We start from the raw sequence: 20,514 nt of genomic DNA, 5'->3' as shown, positions 1-20,514 counted from the left end.
GTCGCCCCCGCCTCCACCACCTCCTCCGGCCGGCCGCAGCCCAGCACCGCCACCACCGGGCGGCGGTCCCCCGCGTCCAGGCCCAGCCGCCGCCGGGCCTCCTCGCGAGGCAGCAGGGCGTCCGCGTCCAGCAGCAGCCACGGAGAGGTCCGCACCGCGCGCGGGTGGTGGGCGAAGGGCGCGTCCTCGCCGGGCACGACGAGCCCTTCGTACGCATCCACCGCGCGCGCCACGTCGAAGCGCTCCACGTAGACGGGGTTCAGGTCGCGGTGCACCAGCACGCGCGGCGCGCGCACCGTGGGAAGCAGCGCGGCCAGCTCTCCCGCGAGCCCTCGGGGGAAGGTGTCCACCACCAGCACGTCACAGGGCGCGGCGGTGAGCCAGGCCGTCACCGCCGCCACCGTCGCGGGCTTGTCCAGGCGCGCGTCCAGCCGGTGCACGACGGCGCCCGGGCCCAGCAGCGACTCCAGGGGCAGGCCCGGGGCGAACGGACTGTTGGTGAGCAGCTCCACCGCGTGCCCCCGGGCCACGCCAGCGCGGGCCAGCGCGGAGGCGCGCGTCAGGTGCCCCAGGCCACCGCCGAGCGCGTACAGGCGCCAGTGCTGACGTCGCACGGCCGCTCAGCTCCCGCCCAGGTCCTCCTCGAAGGAGGCGTCGTCCTCGCGGCGCAGGCTCTCGCCATCCGCCTCCGTGAAGTCGTTCTTGTCGTGAGAGCGGGAGCCGCCGGCGGTGGTCCACGCGCCCCGGCCGTAATAGCCGTAGCCGTCGTAGTAGTAGCTCGGGTCGTCGTCGGCGTACGCGGAGTTGGACGCGTCGCGGTTCTCGTCGCCGTTGTCCGCGGTACGGGCACACGACACGCAGAGCGTCTCCGCGCCGTCGGGCATGCGCATGTGCAGCGCGCACACCGGCTTCTGACAGCGCATGCACTGCGTGGCCGCCGCCCGCTCACAGGGGTGGGAGAAGAGGAAGCCAGACGTCTCCAGGCAATGCTCGGCGGACGGGAAGGATGGGCGCATGGCGGAAGGCTCAGGGCGACGGCGCGCCCGCGGGGGAATGGAGGCGGAAGAGCAGGGCCATGCGCAGGGGCAGCTCCAGCGTGGCGAAGCCCAGACACGCGGCGGCGTCGGGAGCCACCGGCGTCTTGGTGGCGAGCACCGTGTTGCCGGACGGGTCGCGCAGGGACAGCTTCCCGTCGCGCACCTTCACGCGGATTTCCTCCGCGCCGGAGGCGCCCTTCACGGACGCGCCCACCCCTTCAGCGGACACGGTGTAGAGGACGGCACCCTGGGCGTCGGTGAGCTTCCAGCCGGAGCCCTCGCGCGCGAACGTGTAGCGCACGGTGGCGCGCGCGGCGTCCTTCACCTGGAACACGTCCGGGCCGCCGGTGACGTACGCCAGCACCGCGTCATCCGGACCGGACACCTTGAGCTCGCCGCCCTTCCACTTGTAGCGCGCGACCTCCTTGTCCTCGCTGTCCACCAGCTTGGCGCCGTCGTCCTTGGGCTTGAGCGAGAAGCGCTCGCGGTCATCGCCGTCCTTGAACTTGAGCTTGGCGCCGGCCTCCTTCGGCTCCAACGCGGCGGCGGACGTGGCCTGCGTGACCGGAGCCGCGCCGTCATTCGAGGCGGGAGCGCCCCCTTGCGAACACGCCGAGGCCGCGAGCACACCCAGGCCCACGAGGAACAGGACACGCAGCTTCATGAAATGGCCCTCGCGTCCCCGCGCTTGCGCAGGGAGCTGGAGAAGTTGAGCACCTGGTAGAGGCTCAGGAGCATCATCGTCGCGGTGCGCGACGCGTCCTGCTTCAGCTCCGTGCTGGCGGGAGCCTTCGCGCCCTTGCCCTTCACGGCCGGAGACGGGGCGGGCTTCGGCGCCTGGAGCACCCAGTCATGGGCCAGCAGCGCGCGCAACATCACCCGGTCCTGGGCCACGCGGATCCGCGACAGCTTGATGCCCGGGGGCAGGCGCGCGGCGCTCCGGGCGCTCGCGTCCAGGTCCGCGAGCCCGGGGTAGCGCTCCGGTTTCACGCGCAGGGACACCTGCATCAGGGCCTTGCCCTTCTGCTTGCGCTTGGTCTTCGTCTTGCCGCGGGCGTTGCGCTGCGTGCGGCTGCGCTTCTGCAGGTGCTCCACCATGGACAGGTGCAGGTGCGTGCCGTCCGCGAAGCGACCCTGGAGGTCCAGCCACGCGTCGGTGAAGTCCTCGCACTGCCACCTGCCACGGGGGCCCTGGCGGACGCGCTTGTGCGCCTCGTCGTTCGGAGCCAGGTCCAGCGTCAGCGACACGGGCGAATCCGGCTCCATGTCCACCTGGAGGCGCTTGAGCAGCGTGGCCACCAGCCCGTAGCGCCGGTTGTCCAGGTCCAGCCGGCGCCGACGCGCGCGCACGATGAACAGCACCACGGACGTGACGAGGTGCAGAACGGCGACGCCGGAGACCACGGGGCCGTACACGTCCCATTCGGCCTCCGGGTCGGCGGCCTGCAGGAATGGCAGGAGGACGAAGTAGGTCAGGATCGCGCAGCCGAGCAGGACCCAGGCGAGGATCCACAGCTTGCGCCGCGTCATCTCGGCCTGCCAGTCCAGGTGCCCCACGACCTCCAGGTCCGCCAGCACCGCGGGCACGGAGGAGTCCTGCGCCCGGTAGACATGGGTCTTCTGGAATTCGGTGAGGTCGAGCGCCACGGTGGGAAGCCTTCTTCGACAGGACCGTCCAGCGGTCGGTCGCGAGCGTAGGGGTCCCCCCCGGGCAGGTCAAACCGACTGTCGCCGGGCCCGCGTCGCCTGGAGCTTGCCCCGCCGCCGGGCGTAATGGACCACCTGGTAGAGGCTCAGGAGCATCATCGTCGCCGTGCGGGACGCGTCGTCCTTCACCAGCGCCTGCTTCCAGAAGGCGGGCGTCTCCGGGTCATCCGGCGACCGCGTCACCTGGACCACCCAGTCATGGGCCAGCCGGACGCGCATCGACAGCCGGTCCGCCGCGACGCGCACGCGCTCCAGTTGGATGTGCTCGGGCAGGCGCACGGCGGCCGTGGCCTGCCGCTTCATCGCCCCCAGCCCGGGGTGCCGCGCCGGCTTCACGCGCAGGGACACCTCCAGGCGGGCGAAGCCCTTCCGCTTCGTCTTCGTCTTCGTCTTGCCGCTGGCGCTCGTCTTGGAACGCTCGCGCTTCTGGAGCCGCTCCACCACGTGGATCCGCAGCGTCGTGCCGTCCGCCAGCGACGCTTCCAGCAGGAACCACGGGTCGACGAAGAACTGGGTGTTCCACCAGCCGACCATGTCCTCCTTGACGCGCTTCTCCCGCACGTCGACCTGCCGCAGGTCCAGCTTCAGGCGCACCGGCGCGTCCGGGGCCAGGTCCACTTGCAGGCGCTCGAGCAGCACCTCCGCCAGTCCGTAGCGCCGGTTGTCCAGGTCGCGCGGCTTCAGGGAGGCGCGCCAGAGGAACAGCAGGAGGCCGACGACGAAGAGCGTCCCTCCCAGAAGGGCTTCGTCCTTCACCAGCTCCGTTTCCGCGCCCCCCGCCCACACCCCGAACGACATGAGGGACAGCAGCACGCCGGGAATCAGCGTGAGCCACGCGAAGAGCGTCAGCACGCCCAGCTGCGACTCCGCGCGGGCGTCCAATCCCGCGAGGACCTTCAGGTCCTCCAGCAGCTCCGGCACCGTCGCGCGGGACTGGTAGAGGAACACGTTGTGGAATCGGGTGATGTTGACCGCCACGGCGGAGGACGCTCCTGGGACGCCTGTCGGGCGGACCGCGCGCGAGCGTAGGGGCCCGCGCGAAGGACGGTCAAACCGCCCGCCGGCCGCGACGCTTCCTGGCGCGGTCCCCAGGAGATACGCAGTGCCACGCGAGGCCCTTCGGGTCGGGAGGCGCCCGAGGCCAGACAGGCGCAGGCCCGCTCACCAGAGCGGCGTGAAAATCACCTTGTTAGGATGGGACGGCACCCTCCACGAGGTGGACCTTGGATGAAGTGAGCAGCCGCAGGGCAGCGCTGAAGTTGATCGCGGCGGCGGGTGTCAGCACGGCCGCGGCCTGTTCATCCCGCGCGCCGGAAAAAGCAGGGGAGCAAGCAATGGGTCAGACGCAGGGACAGTCACCAGAAGCCATCATCCGCGTGGATCCGCTCGGGATGCCGTGGCGCACGCCGGATCCATTCCTCTTCTGCGTGCATCACGACGACCACTATCCCGCGGGCAACGAGCGCTTCGGGCCGCAGGCCTCGCTGGCGGGCCGCGAGCTGGGACAGGACTTCGGAGGGCGGGACGGCTGGAACATGTACCACGGCACCGTCGTGCCCGGGTTCCCGCAGCACCCGCACCGCGGCTTCGAGACGGTGACCGTCGTGCGCAGCGGGCTGTTGGACCACTCCGACTCGCTGGGCGCGGCGGCGCGCTTCGGCGGCGGTGACGTGCAGTGGCTCACCGCAGGCAGCGGCATCAACCACTCGGAGATGTTTCCGCTGCTCAAGCGGGACCAGCCGAACCCCGTGGAGCTGTTCCAGATCTGGCTCAACCTGCCGCGCGAGAACAAGCTCGTGGCGCCGCACTTCTCCATGCTCTGGAACCACGTCATCCCCCGTCACGTCGCGAAGGACGAGGCAGGCCGCGCCACCGAAATCACCGTGGTCGCCGGCCGGCTGGGCGACGTGAAGGCCCCGCCTCCGCCGCCGAAGTCCTGGGCGTCGCGCGAGGGCTCGGACGTGGCCATCTGGACGCTCAAGCTGGAGCCGGGCGCGCGCTGGACGCTGCCCGCGGCGGCGCGCGGCACGCACCGCATGCTGTACTTCTTCAAGGGCTCCAAGCTGACCGTGGCAGGCCGCGCCATCCCGCCGTCGCACAGCATCGAGCTTCGCGCCGACGCGGACGTCGCGCTGGAGAACGGCGCCGACGTGACGGAGCTGCTGATGCTCCAGGGTCGCCCCATTGGCGAGCCCGTCGTCCAGTACGGCCCGTTCGTGATGAACTCGCGGCAGGAGATCCAACAGGCCTTCGCGGACTACCAGCGCACGGGCTTCGGCGGCTGGCCCTGGCCGGACCCCGCGCCCGTCCACGCGCCGGAGGAAGGGCGCTTCGCCCGCCACGCGGACGGCCACGTGGAGCGGCCGGCCTGAGTAGCGCTGGTCAACACCGCTGGGGCCTTTGGCGGCCGGGCGGGGGCGGCTTGGGACTACGCTGCCCCGCTGCTGACACTTTACTAAAGGCTTCTCCATGGCGACCCAGGACGCAAAACCGCAGCTCCCGCGGGCCCACACGGACGAAGGCCTCCGCACGGAGCGGAAGAAGTCGGACCAGGAGTACGCCCAGCGGCAGAGCTCGATTGAAGAGGGCTCGGACGCCGCCATCGACAAGGCCCGGGGGCAGGCGGACGAAGCCCTCCAGACGGCCCGCGACACCGCGGACGGGAGACGGGCGCGGGACGCGGCGCCCGAGGAGAGTGAGGCCCTCACCCGGGAGCGGGCGTCCGAGGATGCGACGCTGCAGGGAGAGCGGGACACGGCGGACGCGGAGCTGCGGGATGAACGCGAGGAGCGGATGCTCGCCCTGGAGGCCCTCCTCTACCTGGAGCGGGCGGAGACCGACCTGCGGCTGTCCGGAGAGCGCGCGAACTCCGACGAGGCGCTCGCGACGCGGGACCACTTCATGGGCATGGTCAGCCACGACCTGCGCACGCTGCTCGGGGGCATCGCGTTGCAGGCGGCCCTGCTCAAGCGCGGCGCCGGCGAGGACGAGGCGGGCCGCAAGGCGACCCAGGCCGCGGACAAGATCCAACGCTTCACCGCGCGGATGAACCGGCTGATTGGCGACCTGGTGGACGTGGCCAGCATCGAGGCGGGGCATATCCGCGTCGCCCCCGCGATGCAGGACGCGAACGCGCTGGTGAAGGACTCGCTGGAGGCGTTCCAGCCGCTGGCCGCCGCCCAGGGCCTCACGCTCGACGTGGAGCTGCGCGGGAACACGCTGATGGCGAAGTTCGACCATGAGCGCATCCTCCAGGTGCTCGCGAACCTCCTGTCCAATGCCATCAAGTTCACGCCCGCTGGCGGCAAGCTCCTCCTCCGGGTGGAGCCGGTGGACCAGGACGTCCGCTTCTCCGTGACGGACACCGGCCCCGGCATCCCGAGCCACCAGCTGGCGGTGGTGTTCGAGCGGTTCTGGCAGGCCCGCAGCGAGGACCGGCGCGGGCTGGGGCTGGGGCTCTACATCTCCAAGGGCATCGTGGAGGCGCACGGCGGGCGCATCTGGGCGGAGAGCCAGCCCGACCAGGGCAGCACCTTCCTCTTCACGCTCCCCGGGCCGCCGGCCACCGCGACGTAGCGACGCTCAGGGCTTCGTGGCGTCGGAGGGCTCCCAGGAGAAGTCCACGGCCGGAGCCTGCGCGGCCTTGGCGTCCTTCATCAGGAAGCCCTCCTCGCGCTTGGCGGCGCGTTCGAACGCTGGCCGGAGCGCCACGGGGAGGGGCAGCAGCACGCCCACCACGAACTTGTTCCCGCGGCACGCCTCGTTGTCGTAGCCGAACGCGATGCGCACGGCGACCTTGTTCGCCTCCAGGTGGTGGAACGCGACGGAGCGCCTCACCGCGTCCAGCCCGGACAGGAAGCCCACGCAGTCCTCCCCGGGTTGCAGGCTCGCCATCAACGCTTGCACCGTCCGGGCCTTCTTGAAGGCGTCCTCGTCGTGGATGTGCTTGCGGATGAAGGCATCCGCCTTCAGCGCCTTGAGCACGTCCTTCTCCGCGAACACGTCGAGCAGCGAGAAGGTTCCCGGCTTCTTCGTCACGTCCTCGGTGACGTAGCCCTCGTGCGCGTACGGGTGGGCGCCGCCGGTGTAGCCGGAGTTGGAGGTCTCGTAGCTCACCCAGGGCCCCACCACCGACAGCACCTTGTAGGACTCGAAGCCCTCCCAGTTGGACATGTCCGTGTCCGGCTCGGCCTCGAAGTTGGAGAGGAACTCCTTCTCACGCGAGCGCAGGCCGAACAACTCCTTGCCGCCGCGCAGGGCGCGCAGGTCCTTCGAAGACAGCTCGAACGTCACGTCCGAGCCGGTCACCTTCCACGTCTTCGCTGGCACGGGGGCTGGAGTGGGTGCCGCGAGCAGCATCACCATCACCACGGAGCTCATGAGCATGGGTGCCATCGTAGCGCGGCGGAGGCGGGAGCCGCGCCAGCGCCCACCCCTGTTGGAAAAATCGGCGGGCGAAGCACTCGCGAAACCGGGCTTCGTTCAACGGGGCACAAGTCATGGATTCGATGCAATCCCTGCCTTTCAACCTCCTCTAGATCGGCGCCACACCCGTTGTCGTGAGGCCCGCATGCCCATCCCGATTCCACGGCTCCGCCTGCTCCCCCTGGCCTGTCTGTTCGCAATCGCTGTCGCCTGCGCTCCTGAGCCCGACGGCTCGGAGTCCCCCGAGTCGCTCGACACCGTCACCTCCGCCATCACGCTGCCGAGCGGCTACTCGGACGCGCAGGTCACGGCGGTGGGCGCGCCCACCTCGCTGGCGTTCACGCCGGACGGCAGGATGCTCATCACCACCCAGCCGGGCGCGGTGCGGGTGTTCAAGAACGGCGCGCTGCTCCCGACGCCGGCCCTCAACCTCTCCGCCAGCATCTGCAGCAACTCCGAACGCGGCGTGCTCGGCGTGGCGGTGGATCCGCAGTTCACGAGCAACCGGTACGTGTATCTCTATTACACGTTCAAGAAGTCGGGCGTCTGCACCACCAACAGCGCGGACGCGCCGGTGAACCGCGTGTCGCGCTTCACGCTGGCGGACACGGACACCATCAGCCCGTCCACCGAACTGGTGCTCGTGGACAACATCCCCTCGCCGGGCGGCAACCACAACGGCGGGGACCTGCACTTCGGAGCGGACGGGCTGCTCTACATCAGCGTCGGCGACGGAGGCTGCAAGGTCGGTGACCCCACCCGCTGCGCGGGGCAGAACGACATCGCGCGCCGGCTGGACGTGCTGCTGGGAAAGATTCTGCGCATCAACAAGGACGGGACCATTCCGGCCAGCAACCCCTGGACGGGCATCGCCGGCAGCCGCCGCTGTGGTGACCCCGCGGGCGTCCCCGCCGGCACCGGCCCCTGCCGCGAGAACTTCGCCACCGGCCTGCGCAATCCCTTCCGCATCGCCTTCCGGCCGGGCACCAGCACCTTCGTCATCAACGACGTGGGCCAGAATGTCTGGGAGGAATTGGATGAAGGCCAGGCGGGCGCGGACTACGGCTGGAACGTGCGCGAGGGCTTCTGCGCCAACAACTCCACCACCAACTGCGGCTCCACCCCCGCGGGGCTCAAGGATCCGTTCTTCGCCTACAAGCACGGCTCCAACCCCGCCCCGTCGCCGTTCCAGGGCTGCAACTCCATCACCGGCGGCAGCTTCGCCCCGGCCGGCGCCTGGGCCCCGGGGGATGACGGCGCCTACTTCTTCAGCGACTACGTGTGCGGGAAGATCTTCAAGCTGACCGGCTCCGCGGGCAGCTACACCGCGACCGAGTTCGGCACCGGCCTGGGCGTGAGCTCGGCGGTGACGCTGCGCTTCGGTCCCTCCGGTTCGGCGCAGGCGCTCTACTACACGACCTACGCCAACGGCGGGGAGATCCGGCGGATCACCTATACCGGCACGGCCAACCGTCCGCCGTCCGCCGCCGTCAGCGCCACGCCTCGCACTGGCACCGCACCGCTGGCCGTGTCGTTCAGCGGAGCGGGCAGCGCGGATCCGGACGGCGACGCGCTCACCTACCTGTGGACGTTCGGAGATGGCACGTCCGCGCAGACCACGACCGCGACCACCAGCCACTCGTACACGGCCAATGGCACCTACACCGCGTCGCTCACCGTGCGGGACGCGCGCGGCGCCAGCTCCGCGGCGGTGACGGTGCGCATCGACGTGGGCAACACCGCGCCCGTGGTCACCATCACCTCTCCGGCGGAGGGGTTGCAGTTCCGGGTGGGCCAGGCACTCACGCTCACCGGGACCGCCACCGACGCGCAGGACGGCACGCTTCCCGCCACGCGGCTGACGTGGACGGCGCTGCTGCACCACAACGAGCACACGCACCCGCTGCTCGCGCCCACCCCGGGCAACAACCTGCCGCTGACGGCTCCGCAGCCGGAGGACCTGCCGGCGGTGCTGACGAACTACGTGGAGATCCGCCTCACCGCCACGGACTCGGCGGGCCTGAGCACCACGGTGGTGCGAAACCTCTACCCGCGCATCGTGGACGTCACGGTGGCGACGCAGCCGGCGGGCCTCACCTTCACGGTGAACGGCACGACCTTCACCGGCCCCGCGGTGGTGAAGTCCTGGGAGGGCTACACGCTCAACGTGAACGCGCCGGCCCAGGCGGACGCGGCGGGCAACTGGAAGGTGTGGTCGTCCTGGTCGGACGGAGGGGCGCGCGCCCACGGCTACGTCACCCCGGCCACGGCCTCCACACTGACCGCCACGTTCGTGGACGGCTTCCGCGCGCGGGTGAACTTCCAGCCCGCCGGGGCCGCCATCCCCGCCGGCTACGTGGCGGACACGGGCGCCGTCCATGGAAGTCGGGGGAACGGCTTCACCTACGGCTGGAACGCGGACAACAGCCTCCAGACCCGCGAGCGGAACGCCAGCACCGACCAGCGCCTGGACACGTTCACGCACCTGCAGAAGGCGGAGAACCCCAACGCGTCCTGGGCGCTCGCGGTCCCGAATGGCAGCTACCGGGTGACGGTGGCCTCGGGTGACCCGAGCCACTTCGACAGCGTCTTCCGTCTGGCATTGGAAGGGGTGGAGGTGCTGAACGGCACACCGACCACGGACACGCGCACCTTCACCGTGACGGCCCCGGTGACGGTGACGGACGGTCAGCTGACGCTCACCAGCGGCGCGGGCGCGAGCAACAACAAGGTCAACTACATCGACGTGGAGCAGCAGTAGCGGACCGGTCTGGCCGCGTCACAGGCGGTGTGTCATCGTCGGGGCGGGGGGCGCGTTCGCGGCCCTCCGCCCTGGGGACACCGACCGCATGCCGCCGTACATCGTTCAACCGGCTGACACGTTGAATGGCATCGCCGCGAAGAAGCTGGGCAACGCGAACCGGTGGCCGGAGATCGCACGGCTGAACAAGCTGGCCAATCCCAACCTCCTGCTGGTGGGCCAGCGGCTCGAGTTGCCGGGCCCGCAGGCAGGCCACCCCTCCTTCTCCCTGAAGCCCCCCGCGAACCCCTGGTCGGGCCTGACCACGCTGAATGAGCTGTGGGACCCAGGCCCTGGAGAGCGAGCGTTCCTGGCCACGCAGCAGGCCCAACATGCGCAGCAGCCCGCGACCTTCGCGTGGGCGCGGGGCTCCCTCTTCGTCGTGTTCTCGCAGCTGTCGGAGACGACGGGGAAGCTCATCCGGAAGGTCGCGGTGATTCCCACGGACTTCTCGCTCATGCCCGCGAACCTGCTGGGGAAGATCACCCCCGCCGAGCATGCGATGGCGTTGAACCCCCTGGGCAGCCAGTACCTGTCGACGAGTCAGAAGGTGTTTGGAGCGCCCTCCATCAACGGCACGCCGCTGCTGATTGACATCGCCAAGGCCGAAGCGGCCGGGGCCCGGATCATCCCGGTGGAGCAGCTGGTGTCGGAGCTCAAGCAGTTCGCGGCGCAGAACCCAGGCGCGCAGACCCGCGTGAACAGGCTCATCGACATCATCCAGACCGTCGAAGGGGAGGTGTTGATCGAAGGCAAGGTGCCGGGCAAGGCGGTCAGCAAGCTGTCGACCCCGCATGCCGCGTACGTCCGCGCGGCCGAAGACCTCTGGAAGCAGTTCGCCGACAAGAAGCTCTCCAAGGCGCAGCTGGAAGCGGCGCTCAAGAAGATGGAGAGCACGTACAACAAGGCCAAGGCCCTTGGCAGGCTGGGGCGGACGTTGACGGTCGTGGGGGTCATCTTCACGGTGAAGGACGTCGCGGACGCGACCCAGCGCTCCATCCATCAGAAGTCGTACAAGCCCCTGGCCGCCGAAACCATCCGGCAGGTCGGCGGATGGGGAGGCGCCTTCGCGGGGGCCAAGGTGGGGTTCGGGGTCGGCGCCTTGTTTGGCATCGAGACGGGCCCTGGCGCCATCCTCACGGGCGCGATTGGCGCCATCATTGTCGGCGGCGCGGCCTATTACGGCTGCGACCTGCTCGCGGATGAACTCTCACCCAACTGATGACAACCCTGCCCCCCAAGCCGCCCTGGATCGAGTACCCCGACGAGGAGCCCTGGTGGGGCGGTTGGCGTCAGGGCACCAGCGAAGCCTGGCTGCTGCGAACCTGGCTGCCGTTCTGGCAGGCCCTGGGTGACACCGCGAAGGAGGAGTACCTCCAGCGCTGGCCGCCGCCCACGGAGGACTGGCGGATCCAGGTGACGGTCTATTGGAAGTGACGCGCCCGTTTGCCGTCGCGCCCCGGGCGCGGTAGCACCGGCTCCGTGGCCTCTTCCGGAATCGTCTACGCGTCCTTCGACCGCTTCCCTGCTCCCAAGGGCGCGGCCGTGCACATCCGGGCCTTCGCGGAGGCCCTGGGCGCCGCGTTCGGCCCGGTGGACCTCGTGGCCATCGGCGATGCGCCCGGCATCCCCACTCCGGCCCTGAGCAACGCCGTCACCTACCACCCGCTGGGCGCGCGGGGAAAAGACCTGGTGGCGCAGGCGCTGACGTTCCGGGCGCACCTGGGCGCGTGGTGGCACGGCCGACCGCGCGCGAAGGTGGTGCACGTGCGCTCCATCTTCGAGGGCTACCCCATCGCGCAGCGCAAGGCGTCTCTCACCGATGCGCTGGTGTACGAGGTGAACGGGCTGCCCTCCATCGAGCTCAAGTACCACCACCCGGACGTCGCGGACGACGCGGAGCTGATGCGCAAGCTCGTCACGCAGGAGGACGTCTGCCTCCAGGCCGCGGACCTGCTCGTCACGCCCAGCGCGGTGACCGCCGAGTACCTCGTGTCACGGGGCGCGGACCCCCAGCGCCTGCGAGTCATCCCCAACGGCGTGGACCTGGACGTCTTCCGCTACGCGCCCCCGCGAGCGCCCGAACCCGGCCGCCCCCTGCGCCTGCTCTACAGCGGCACGATGACGTCCTGGCAGGGCGTGCACCACGCGCTGGACGCCTGCCGACTGCTGCTGCGGGACCTGCCCGTGGTGCTCACGCTGGTGGGCCCCTTGCGCAAGCACACGCGCCGAGCACTCCTGGACCGCTGCGGCGACCTCCTGCTCCAGGGCGCGGTGGAGCTGCTGGAGCCCCTGCCGCAGGAGGAGCTGGCCCGGCTGCACCACGCCTGTGACGTGGTGCTGGTGCCGCTGCCCGCGAACGACCGCAACTGCCTCCAGGGCTGCTGTCCGCTGAAGCTGCTGGAGGCCATGGCCACCGGCACGCCCGTGGTGGCCAGCGACCTGCCCGTGGTGCGCGCCCTGGCGGAAGACACCGAAGTGCTCCGGGTCCGTCCAGGCTCCGCCAAGGCCATCGCGGAAGCCGTGAAGGCCCTCCTCGCCCATCCCATCCAGGGCGCCGCGCTGAGCGCCGCGGCCCGAGCCCGCGTGGAGCGGGACTTCCCCTGGGGCCGCGCGCAGGAGGCGCTGGTGAACGCCTACGCGGATGACCTGGGAATCGCGCGCGCCAGCACCCGCTCCAACACCGCGGCCTCCGCGTCCGCCTGAAACCGCGCCTCGATGCGCGCTCGCGCCGCCTGCCCCATCGCCGCGCGCTCCGGCTCGGTCATGCCCAGCACGTCCAGACAGGCCTGCCCCAGGTGGTTCAGGAGCGCCTTGGGCACCAGGAAGCCGTTCTTGCCGTGGTCCACCGCCTCCGGGATGCCTCCCGCGTCACTGGCAATGACCGGCCGTGCGCACGCCATCGCCTCCAGCAGCGCGTTGGGCATGCCCTCCCACAGGGACGGCTGGAGATACACATCACACAGGCGCAGGTGCTCCGCGATGAGCGCGGGTGACTCCAGCGCGCCGGAGACGACGATGCGGGCCGCGTCCTCGGGGTGCTCCGAGCGGTAGGCGACCAGGTGCTCGGCGTCCCGGGCGCGCACCTCTCCAATCACGAGCAGGCACGCGGGCCTCACACGTCGCACCTCGGTGAGCGCGGAGAGCAGGAACGGCAGCCCCTTCTTGTGGCGCAGCTCCCCGGAGAAGCCGAGCACCGCCTCATCGGGCGTGATGCCCAGCCGCTCGCGCAGGGACGCGTCCGCGGGGCCCGGAGAGAACAGCGCCGTGTCCACCGCGTTGGGGATGACCTCCACGCCCGGGTCGCGGCCGAGCAGCAACGCCATCTTCCGCCCCAGGTCCGCCGACGCGGCGGTGAGCACGTCCGCCCGCTGGAGCGTCCAGAGCAGGCGAGCGAAGTCCCCCGGCGGGAACATCAGCTGATCCACGTCGTTGCCCCGCGCGCTGAGCACGGACGGCAGGCCCGCGCCCTGCGCGAACACCACCGCGAGGAAGCCCGGCGGATACAGGTAGTGCCCCCAGACAAGGTCATACCTCCGCCGCGCGTGCAGGTAGCCGAGCACATCGAGCGTGTGCTGCATGGACAGGTCCGCGCTGCCGAACAACCCCAGCCGGTGCAGTGTGACGCCCTTCGCGAACGGCGTCACCGCGCCCGCGTCCTCCACCGTCTCCAGCGCCCCCGGTGACGCCGTGCGCGTCCACGCCACCACGTCCACGCGTGCGCCCAGCCGCACGAGCGAACCCGCGGTGCGCGCGCCGCTGCGTGCCAGCCCTCCGATATCGGGAGGAAAGCGCTCGGCGAGGAGGAGGACACGGGGACCGGAAGCCATGGTGCGAAATCCTATCCACCCCGGCCCCGTTGCAACGCCCAATTCATGATGCACCCCCACCACCACGGGCCTCAGGGGCCTCCTCGCCTCCCTGTGGTTGGCCGTGCGTGGCTCCACGGAGGACCTGGATGGTGATGGAGTCCATCTTCGCGCTGGTGGACGTGCTCTTCGTCTCGCACCTGGGCGCGGGCGACACCGACCGCGCGGAGCGGACCGCGTGGCGCGCCAGCTTCTACACGCTCGCCTTCCTGGGCACGGTGGCGGTGGGCTTCCTGCTCTTCGCCGAACCCCTCATCCACCACTTCACCACCGACCCGGACGTGGGCCTGCACACCACGCGCGGCCTGCGCATCGTGAGCTGCAGCCTGGCACTGTATGCCTTCGTCACCGTGCTGCCCCATGCCTTCAACGGCGCGGGGGACACCACCACGCCCACGGTGGTGAACCTCGTCTTCTCCTGGGGCCTGCAGCTGCCTCGCCTGGCTCCTCGCCCGTCCGCTGGCGTGGGGACCCACGGGAGTGTTCGTCACCATCGCTGTCACGTACGGCGCGCTGGGGCTGGCGAGCGCGGCCCTCTTCCGTCGCGGACAGTGGAAGCCGCGGCACGTTTGATGCCACACGCCGCCAATGGACAGTCGTCACTGTCCAGAGGCTGAGTTGAAAGCGCCCGCTCATATGCCGACTTTCCCGGCACTCTCGCAGCGTGTCGGCGCACCCATCGCGCTTGCGGACGCGGGCGCTCCCGACATCCCGGAGCCGCCTCCATCGCGTCGCTGCGAGCCATGGAGTGGAACGGTCGACGGGAAGGGTCTGAACACATGGCGGGCAGTGAACGGCTGGGCGTGGCGATTGTGGGCTTGGGCGGGGCGGTGGCGACGACGGCGGTGGCGGGCATGGAGCTGCTGCGCCGGGGTCGGGTGGACACTCGGGGATTGCCGCTCGCGGGCGTGAAGGGGCTGGGGCTCGTGGACTACGGCGCGCTGACGTTCGGCGGCTGGGACCTCTTCGAGGAGGACCTGGAGCAGGCGGCCCGCAACCACGCGGTGCTGACGGAGACCCAGCTGGAGGCGGTGGCGCCCGTGCTCCGCCGCATGCGGCCCTGGCCCGCGGCCTTCAACGCGAAGTTCTGCAAGAACATCGTCGGCACCGCGACGCGCAAGTCGAGCACGCTGCGCGAGCAGGTGCGGGCCATCCGCGCGGACCTCACCCGCTTCAAGCAGGAGCAGGGGCTGGAGCGCGTGGTGATGGTGAACCTGGCCTCCACCGAGCGGGCAGTGGACCTCACCCGCCCCGAGTTCGCCACGCCCGAGGCCTTCGAGAAGGCGCTCGACGCGGACGACGCGGAGATTGGCCCGGCGATGCTCTACGCCTACGCCGCCATCGTGGACGGCATCCCGTTCGCCAACTTCACGCCCAGCGTCGCCGCGGACGTGCCCGCGCTGATGCTGCTCGCGAAGCGCACCGGCGCGCCCATCGCCGGCAAGGACGGCAAGACGGGGCAGACGCTGCTCAAGACCGTGATTGCGCCCACCCTGCGCGACCGCGCGCTGCACGTGGAGGGCTGGTACTCCACCAACATCCTGGGCAACCGCGACGGCGAGGCCCTGGATGACCCGGCGTCGAAGCAGAACAAGCTCGACACCAAGGGGGCCGCGCTCGACAGCATCCTCGGCTACAAGGTCCCGGACCACGTCGTGCAGATCCAGTACTACCGGCCGCGCGGGGACAACAAGGAGGCCTGGGACAACATCGACGTGTCCGGCTTCCTCGGGCAGCCCATGCAGCTGAAGCTCAACTTCCTCTGCAAGGACTCCATCCTCGCCGCGCCGCTCATCGTGGAGCTGGCGCGCACGCTGGACCTGGCGCAGCGCCGGGGCGAGGGCGGCGTCATCGACGCGCTCGGGTGCTTCTTCAATGCGCCCATGTCACCCGACGGCCAGCCCGTGGAACACGCCACGCCCGAACAGCAGCGCCGCCTGATGGCGTGGCTGGGCCGGGACCGCGCGCGGCAGGCGGCGACGCCTCAGGAACGCCTCAGGGGCTGACACCATGAACACACCCGCGCGTGACACGACGGTGGCCTCGGGCCGCCTGGCGAAGCTCCGCCCGCTGCTCGCGGAGCTGATGGACCTCAAGCGGATCCGCACCCCGGATCATCCGGACGGACTGGCGGCGCACGGCTTCCGTCGCGCCTGGGCGGCGCTCGCCGCGGGCCTGGACCCCGCCACGGTGGCGCTCCAGGAGACGGCGCGCGCGGTGGCGGCGGTGCGGCTCGGAGGCCTGGACGCGGACGTGCTCCAGCGGGCGGGGCTGTCCCAGCTGGAGACGTCGCGGGTGCTGCGCCGCGGGTTGGACGCGGTGGCCGGGCCGCTGGAGCCGGGCCTGCGCGAACAGCTGTCCCTCGCGCTCTCGGAGGGGCTGGAGTCCGCCGGCCCTCCGAACCCGCCCGCGTTCGTGGAGCGGCTGGTGCACCAACCCCGCGCCGGGGCCACCTTCCCCGGCCGGGCGCGCATCCTCGTCTCACCGCAAGAAAGCCACGCCGACCACTGCTACGCGGTGGCGGTGGGCGCGGTGCTCGTCTCGCCGCGCTTCGGTGCCTCTCTGGCCCTGCCCTTCCTGGCGGGCCTGTCGCACCACCTCTTCAACGCGGCGCTGCCGGACACGGGCTACGCGGGCGAACAGCTCCTGGAGGACCTGCTCGCGCCGCTGATGAAGCGCCTGACGGAAGAGGCCCTGGCCTCGCTCCCCCCACCGCTCGCCCGGACGGTGCGGCAGGCGCTGGGGCTCACGGGCCACGTGTATACGGCCGAGGCGAAGGCCTTCAACGCCGCGGACGCGCTGGACCAGGTGCTGGAGCTGGACGCCCACGCGCGCGCGGCGGGCTTCACCCTGCGCCAGGCAATGGAAGACCTGGAGCTGATCCACCCGGGTCCGCTCCAGACGTTCGGCAACGAGGTCCTCGCCGAGGCGGCGGTGTGGCCGGTGCGGGGACCGCAGGACCTTCTGGAGGGGGATGGATCATGTTCGGTGTGAAGCCAGAGACCCGCAGGCTGGGCTGGGCCGTGGTGGGGTGTGGTGGGGTGGCGCGGGACTACGTCATCCCGGCGCTCCAGGGTTCGACCAACGCAAGGCTCGTCGCCCTCTGTGACGACGACGCGGAGGCGCTCATCCGCAGCCCGGCGGACGACGTCGCCCGCTACACCGCGCTGTCCGGGGTGCTCGAGGACAAGGACGTGGAGGCCGTCTACATCGCGACGCCCAACCACCTGCACGCGGCGATGACGGAGGCGTGCGCGGCGGCGGGCAAGCACGTGCTGTGTGAGAAGCCCATGGCCGTCACGCCGCAGGACGCCCTGCGCATGCTGGCGGCGTGTCAGCGCGCGGGCGTGCACTACGCCACCGCGTTCGACCAGCGCCATCATGCGGCGCACCGCAAGCTGCGCACGCTGGTGAAGGAGGGCGCGCTGGGCACCATCACCCAGGCGCGCATCCACTACGCCTGCTGGCTGCCGGCGGACTGGGCCCCGCGCAACTGGCGCATCGACCCCGAGCAGTCCGGCGGCGGCGCGATGATCGACCTGGCGCCGCACGGCCTGGACCTCCTGGAGGTGCTCCTGGGGGATGAATGGCAGACGCTCAGCGCGCTGACGCAGCGGCGCGTGCACGACTACGCGGTGGATGACGGCGCGGTGCTGATGGGCCAGTTCAAGAGCGGCGCGCTGGGGCTGTTGCAGGTGGCCTACAACTGCCCGGACGCGTACCCCCGGCGCACGCTGGAGCTCATCGGCACGAAGGCGCGGGCGCTCGCGTACAACACGATGGGCCAGACGCCGGGCGGCGCGCTGTCGCTCACCAACGCGAGGACGGGCGAGGAGAAGTGGCTGCACCTCTGGCCGGAGGAGGACCGCAGCCCCTTCCTCAACCAGGTGGAGTCCTTCTCCACGTGCGTGCTGGAGAGCCGGCCGCAGCCCTTCGCGGCGGAGCGGGACGTGCGCCTCGTGGGGCTCCTGACCCAGGCGACGCGGGACGGGAGGGCGTTCCCGCCATGCCATTGATCCGCTACGCCTGCACCCACTGCGGCACGTGGCAGCCGGGCTTCGCGCACACGCCCCCCACGGGCTGTCCCTCCTGTCTGGACGTGCGCAACGCGCTGCCCTTCGACGGCTGGGAGTTCCAGTCCGCGGGCCAGGTGTCGGAGCGCCTGAGCACGAACTGGGAGGAGGCGCTCCCCGGCATCTGGGGCTTCTCCTGCACGCCGTCCTTCGGCCTGGGGTCCACCGGGTGGCTCTTGCGCAGGCCCGAGGGCAACGTCGCGTTCGAGGGCGCGCCCTGGTACTCGCGCGCGGCGCTGGAGGGGCTGGAGGTGCTGGGCGGCATCGAGGTGCTGTCCGCTTCGCACCCGCACGGCTTCGGGGCGCTGTGGCAGCTCCAGGAGCGCTTTGATCCGCTGCTGGTGCTGCACAGGGACGCGGTGCCGTACAGCAAGGCCTTCCAGGTGCGCTGGCCGGTGGATGACGAGCACGTCTTCGCGCCGGACCTGACGCTGCACTGCGTGGGGGGCCACTACGAGGGCCACAGCGTGCTGTACGACGCGCGCACCCGCTCGCTGTTCTGCGGGGACGCGCTGAAGGTGGAGCTGGACGCGCGGGGCAGGCCCGTGGCGCTGTCGTGTCACAAGGGCTTCCACGCCGCGATTCCGCTGAGCCACGGAGAGCTGCGCCGCTACCGCGCGGTGTTCCAGCAGCTCCCGTTCGAGAACGTCTTCACCCCCTTCGAGTTCGCCCGCGGCGTCACCCGCGAGCACGCGCTGGCGCTGTTCGACCGGCTGCTCGCGGGCATGCCGCACACCCGTCCGTTGCCATTGGAGGAGTTGTCATGAGCCTTGCCCAGGCCCTGGATGCCTATTTCCGCGCCGTCTCCGCCGGTCCGTTGCAGCTGTTCCGCATCGACCCCATCGACCGGCTGGGGGTGCCGGTGGCCTCCGCGAGCCTGCGCATGGGAGACGGCCCTGGCGCCGTGCTGCACGGCAACGGCAACGGCCTCACCGGGGACGAGGCGCGCGTCGGGGCCCTGGGCGAGCTGGTGGAGGAGACCTTCTGCGAGTACGCGATGCAGCGGATGCCGCGCGTGCACGGCAGCTATGCGGCGCTGGTGCGGGCGCGGGGGCCCACGGCGGTGGCGGATCCGCTGACGCTGGGGCTGCCCGCGGGCAGTCCGTACCACCCGGACCTGGCGCTCGTCTGGGTGGAGGTGCAGCGGCTGGCCACCGGGGAGCGGGTGCTGGTGCCAGAGGAGTTCGTCGCCATCCACCCGGGGCAGTTGCAGGGGCGCACGCCGCTCATCACGCCCATCACCAACGGCCAGGGCGCGGGGCTGACGCGGTCGCAGGCGCTGGCGCACGGGCTGCTGGAGCTGGTGCAGCGCGATGGCAACGGGCTGCAGTACCGCGCGTTGGACCAGGGCGTGGTGCTGGACCTGGAGGGCGCGGAGCTGTCGCCGGACGTGCGGGAGTTGCTGGAGCGCTACCAGCTCGCGGGCGTGGAGGTGATGGCGAAGCTCGCGAGCGCGGACTTCGGCCTGGTGAACGTGTACGTGGTGGGCCGCGACCTGTCGGAGGACTCGCAGCCGCTGATGGTGACGGCGTGCGGCGAGGCGGCGGATCCGGACCGGGACCGGGCGCTGCGCAAGGCGCTGTTGGAGTACGCGGCCTCGCGAGCGCGCAAGGCGTTCATGCACGGCCCGCTGAGCGAGGTGGCCCGGATCGCGCCGCCGGAGTACCTGGACCGCTACGTGCCGCAGGTGGACCTGAGCGCGGAGGAGCCGCGAGCGCTGCGCGCGATGGTGGAGTGGGCGCGGATGCCGGCCTCGGTGTTGCGTGAGCTGACGGCGTGCACGCTGATGAACCGTCGCAAGGTGCGCTTCACGGACCTGCCCCGGGTGCCGACGGTGGAGGACCCGGCGCTCCGGTGTGACCACGTGGTGCGCCAGCTCCACGCGGCGGGCTTCGACATCCTCGTCGCGGACCTGTCGCCCCAGGGGCGCGCGGTGCACGTGGTGAAGGCGCTGGTGCCGGGGCTGGAGGTGGAGACGATGACGTACCACCGCGTGGGCGAGCGCAACGTGGCGCGACTGTTGGAGCGGCGCGACCCGCTGGTGGGCCTGGGGCCCCCGCCGCCCGGAGCGGAGCCGGTGCGGCTGACGGCGGAGGCCGAGGAGCGGCTGGGCGGGCCCGCCTGGTTCAACGTGAGGCTGGCGGAGGCGCGCCTGGGGCGCCTGTACGCGCTCTACCGGGAGCCGGACCGCCACGCGGTGCCGGCGGTGCTCGCGAGCCGTCGTTTCGGGGGGGAGTGAGTCATGGCGCTGCGCTTCGCGTACGACAGCTTCGAGGACGCGCTGCGGCTCATACACGTTCGCGCCGGACTTCGAGCAGCGCGCGGAGCAGCTCGCCACACTGTTGGAGCGGTTGGGATTGGGGCTGGTCGTGGAGACAGGGGCGCGCTTCCTGTTGGATCCGCGAAGGAAGCATGAGCCCACGCGCATCACGCCGGACGCCGGAGGAAGGGCGCGGCGGTGGGAGTTCCTGAAGCGCGCGGTGGACGTGTGCGCGATGTGCCAGGGCGAGGCCGAGTCGTTCTGGGCAGGAGTCCCCCGGCCGGGGGTCACGGATGAGGCCGCGTGGTCCTGGTGGGTGGAGGGGGTGGACCGGTTGGCGGAC

The 20,514-nt window shown here is 71.1% G+C and carries 18 protein-coding genes and 2 pseudogenes; 13 read left to right on the top strand and 7 right to left on the bottom strand.

Translation table 11 applies throughout. From position 1 onward, the window contains the following. The 5 genes and pseudogenes from D7X12_RS23975 to D7X12_RS23955 form a co-directional block, all read right to left on the bottom strand. Positions 1-614 (bottom strand): annotated as a pseudogene (locus D7X12_RS23975) (hypothetical protein); the annotation flags it as partial. A gap of 6 nt (positions 615-620) precedes the next feature. Continuing rightward, positions 621-1,016, bottom strand: a complete 396-nt coding sequence (locus D7X12_RS23970; protein WP_120627601.1) for a hypothetical protein — start codon at positions 1,014-1,016, stop codon at positions 621-623. Between the two features lie 10 nt (positions 1,017-1,026). Then, entirely contained in the window at positions 1,027-1,701 is a 675-nt protein-coding gene (locus D7X12_RS23965; RefSeq protein ID WP_120627600.1) for a hypothetical protein, read from the bottom strand. Beyond that, positions 1,698-2,684, bottom strand: coding sequence for a hypothetical protein (locus tag D7X12_RS23960; protein WP_120627599.1), 987 nt, complete (start codon positions 2,682-2,684; stop codon positions 1,698-1,700). Before D7X12_RS23960 ends, D7X12_RS23965 begins: the two co-directional genes overlap by 4 nt. A 69-nt stretch (positions 2,685-2,753) precedes the next feature. Next, positions 2,754-3,722, bottom strand: coding sequence for a hypothetical protein (locus D7X12_RS23955; RefSeq protein ID WP_120627598.1), 969 nt, complete (start codon positions 3,720-3,722; stop codon positions 2,754-2,756). A gap of 356 nt (positions 3,723-4,078) precedes the next feature. Between D7X12_RS23955 and D7X12_RS23950 the strand changes: the two genes are divergently transcribed. Then, a complete protein-coding gene (locus tag D7X12_RS23950) occupies positions 4,079-5,116 on the top strand; it encodes a pirin family protein (RefSeq protein ID WP_120627597.1) in 1,038 nt (345 codons plus the stop codon). 97 nt (positions 5,117-5,213) lie between these two features. Further along, positions 5,214-6,320 carry a sensor histidine kinase gene (locus D7X12_RS23945; RefSeq protein ID WP_120627596.1) on the top strand — a complete coding sequence of 369 codons (1,107 nt, stop codon included), beginning with the start codon at positions 5,214-5,216 and terminating at the stop codon, positions 6,318-6,320. A 6-nt stretch (positions 6,321-6,326) separates the two neighbouring features. On the opposite strand, the gene D7X12_RS23940 is transcribed toward D7X12_RS23945, so the two are convergent. Next, a complete protein-coding gene (locus D7X12_RS23940; RefSeq protein WP_244224741.1) occupies positions 6,327-7,130 on the bottom strand; it encodes a polysaccharide deacetylase family protein in 804 nt (267 codons plus the stop codon). A gap of 184 nt (positions 7,131-7,314) precedes the next feature. Between D7X12_RS23940 and D7X12_RS23935 the strand changes: the two genes are divergently transcribed. The 4 genes from D7X12_RS23935 (at position 7,315) to D7X12_RS23920 (ending at position 12,675) form a co-directional block, all read left to right on the top strand. Continuing rightward, positions 7,315-9,930, top strand: coding sequence for a PQQ-dependent sugar dehydrogenase (locus tag D7X12_RS23935; RefSeq protein ID WP_208719251.1), 2,616 nt, complete (start codon positions 7,315-7,317; stop codon positions 9,928-9,930). A gap of 88 nt (positions 9,931-10,018) precedes the next feature. Further along, complete coding sequence (locus D7X12_RS23930; RefSeq protein WP_120627594.1) at positions 10,019-11,191, top strand: LysM peptidoglycan-binding domain-containing protein; 1,173 nt, start codon at positions 10,019-10,021, stop codon at positions 11,189-11,191. After that, positions 11,191-11,406, top strand: coding sequence for a hypothetical protein (locus D7X12_RS23925; protein WP_120627593.1), 216 nt, complete (start codon positions 11,191-11,193; stop codon positions 11,404-11,406). The genes D7X12_RS23930 and D7X12_RS23925 overlap by 1 nt, the downstream gene beginning before the upstream one ends. Before the next feature lie 45 nt (positions 11,407-11,451). Beyond that, complete coding sequence (locus tag D7X12_RS23920) at positions 11,452-12,675, top strand: glycosyltransferase family 4 protein (RefSeq protein ID WP_120627602.1); 1,224 nt, start codon at positions 11,452-11,454, stop codon at positions 12,673-12,675. Here the strand turns inward: D7X12_RS23920 and D7X12_RS23915 are convergent. Continuing rightward, positions 12,606-13,799, bottom strand: coding sequence for a glycosyltransferase (locus tag D7X12_RS23915; RefSeq protein WP_120627592.1), 1,194 nt, complete (start codon positions 13,797-13,799; stop codon positions 12,606-12,608). The genes D7X12_RS23920 and D7X12_RS23915 overlap by 70 nt on opposite strands. 128 nt (positions 13,800-13,927) lie before the next feature. Between D7X12_RS23915 and D7X12_RS23910 the strand changes: the two genes are divergently transcribed. The 7 genes and pseudogenes from D7X12_RS23910 to D7X12_RS23880 form a co-directional block, all read left to right on the top strand. Further along, positions 13,928-14,455 carry an MATE family efflux transporter gene (locus D7X12_RS23910; protein ID WP_120627591.1) on the top strand — a complete coding sequence of 176 codons (528 nt, stop codon included), beginning with the start codon at positions 13,928-13,930 and terminating at the stop codon, positions 14,453-14,455. Positions 14,456-14,617: 162 nt separating this feature from the next. Next, on the top strand, positions 14,618-15,844 hold the full coding sequence (locus D7X12_RS23905) for an inositol-3-phosphate synthase (RefSeq protein WP_120627590.1): 1,227 nt from the start codon (positions 14,618-14,620) through the stop codon (positions 15,842-15,844). A gap of 4 nt (positions 15,845-15,848) precedes the next feature. Then, the gene (locus D7X12_RS23900) at positions 15,849-16,832 is read left to right on the top strand and encodes an HD domain-containing protein (RefSeq protein ID WP_120627589.1); all 984 of its coding nucleotides are present in this window, start codon (positions 15,849-15,851) and stop codon (positions 16,830-16,832) included. Continuing rightward, entirely contained in the window at positions 16,820-17,854 is a 1,035-nt protein-coding gene (locus D7X12_RS23895; RefSeq protein WP_120627588.1) for a Gfo/Idh/MocA family protein, read from the top strand. The genes D7X12_RS23900 and D7X12_RS23895 overlap by 13 nt, the downstream gene beginning before the upstream one ends. Then, positions 17,845-18,678 (top strand): MBL fold metallo-hydrolase, encoded by an 834-nt coding sequence (locus D7X12_RS23890; protein ID WP_120627587.1) that lies wholly within the window; start codon positions 17,845-17,847, stop codon positions 18,676-18,678. The genes D7X12_RS23895 and D7X12_RS23890 overlap by 10 nt, the downstream gene beginning before the upstream one ends. Beyond that, positions 18,675-20,150, top strand: coding sequence for a YcaO-like family protein (locus D7X12_RS23885; RefSeq protein WP_120627586.1), 1,476 nt, complete (start codon positions 18,675-18,677; stop codon positions 20,148-20,150). Before D7X12_RS23890 ends, D7X12_RS23885 begins: the two co-directional genes overlap by 4 nt. A 118-nt stretch (positions 20,151-20,268) precedes the next feature. After that, positions 20,269-20,514 (top strand): annotated as a pseudogene (locus D7X12_RS23880) (sugar phosphate isomerase/epimerase family protein); the annotation flags it as partial.

This window comes from Corallococcus sicarius (assembly GCF_003611735.1).
Taxonomy (GTDB): Bacteria; Myxococcota; Myxococcia; order Myxococcales; family Myxococcaceae; genus Corallococcus; species Corallococcus sicarius.
This window is presented reverse-complemented; position numbering and strand designations above follow the sequence as displayed.

What these genes read in the sequence shown, in the direction of transcription:
- D7X12_RS23915 (WP_120627592.1), bottom strand. Translation starts at nt 13,799, where the DNA reads ATGGCTTCCGGTCCCCGTGTCCTCCTCCTCGCCGAGCGCTTTCCTCCC.
- D7X12_RS23965 (WP_120627600.1), bottom strand. Translation starts at nt 1,701, where the DNA reads ATGAAGCTGCGTGTCCTGTTCCTCGTGGGCCTGGGTGTGCTCGCGGCC.
- D7X12_RS23925 (WP_120627593.1), top strand. Translation starts at nt 11,191, where the DNA reads ATGACAACCCTGCCCCCCAAGCCGCCCTGGATCGAGTACCCCGACGAG.
- D7X12_RS23895 (WP_120627588.1), top strand. Translation starts at nt 16,820, where the DNA reads ATGTTCGGTGTGAAGCCAGAGACCCGCAGGCTGGGCTGGGCCGTGGTG.
- D7X12_RS23885 (WP_120627586.1), top strand. Translation starts at nt 18,675, where the DNA reads ATGAGCCTTGCCCAGGCCCTGGATGCCTATTTCCGCGCCGTCTCCGCC.
- D7X12_RS23940 (WP_244224741.1), bottom strand. Translation starts at nt 7,130, where the DNA reads ATGCTCATGAGCTCCGTGGTGATGGTGATGCTGCTCGCGGCACCCACT.
- D7X12_RS23930 (WP_120627594.1), top strand. Translation starts at nt 10,019, where the DNA reads ATGCCGCCGTACATCGTTCAACCGGCTGACACGTTGAATGGCATCGCC.
- D7X12_RS23935 (WP_208719251.1), top strand. Translation starts at nt 7,315, where the DNA reads ATGCCCATCCCGATTCCACGGCTCCGCCTGCTCCCCCTGGCCTGTCTG.
- D7X12_RS23900 (WP_120627589.1), top strand. Translation starts at nt 15,849, where the DNA reads ATGAACACACCCGCGCGTGACACGACGGTGGCCTCGGGCCGCCTGGCG.
- D7X12_RS23945 (WP_120627596.1), top strand. Translation starts at nt 5,214, where the DNA reads ATGGCGACCCAGGACGCAAAACCGCAGCTCCCGCGGGCCCACACGGAC.
- D7X12_RS23970 (WP_120627601.1), bottom strand. Translation starts at nt 1,016, where the DNA reads ATGCGCCCATCCTTCCCGTCCGCCGAGCATTGCCTGGAGACGTCTGGC.
- D7X12_RS23950 (WP_120627597.1), top strand. Translation starts at nt 4,079, where the DNA reads ATGGGTCAGACGCAGGGACAGTCACCAGAAGCCATCATCCGCGTGGAT.
- D7X12_RS23905 (WP_120627590.1), top strand. Translation starts at nt 14,618, where the DNA reads ATGGCGGGCAGTGAACGGCTGGGCGTGGCGATTGTGGGCTTGGGCGGG.
- D7X12_RS23890 (WP_120627587.1), top strand. Translation starts at nt 17,845, where the DNA reads ATGCCATTGATCCGCTACGCCTGCACCCACTGCGGCACGTGGCAGCCG.
- D7X12_RS23910 (WP_120627591.1), top strand. Translation starts at nt 13,928, where the DNA reads ATGGTGATGGAGTCCATCTTCGCGCTGGTGGACGTGCTCTTCGTCTCG.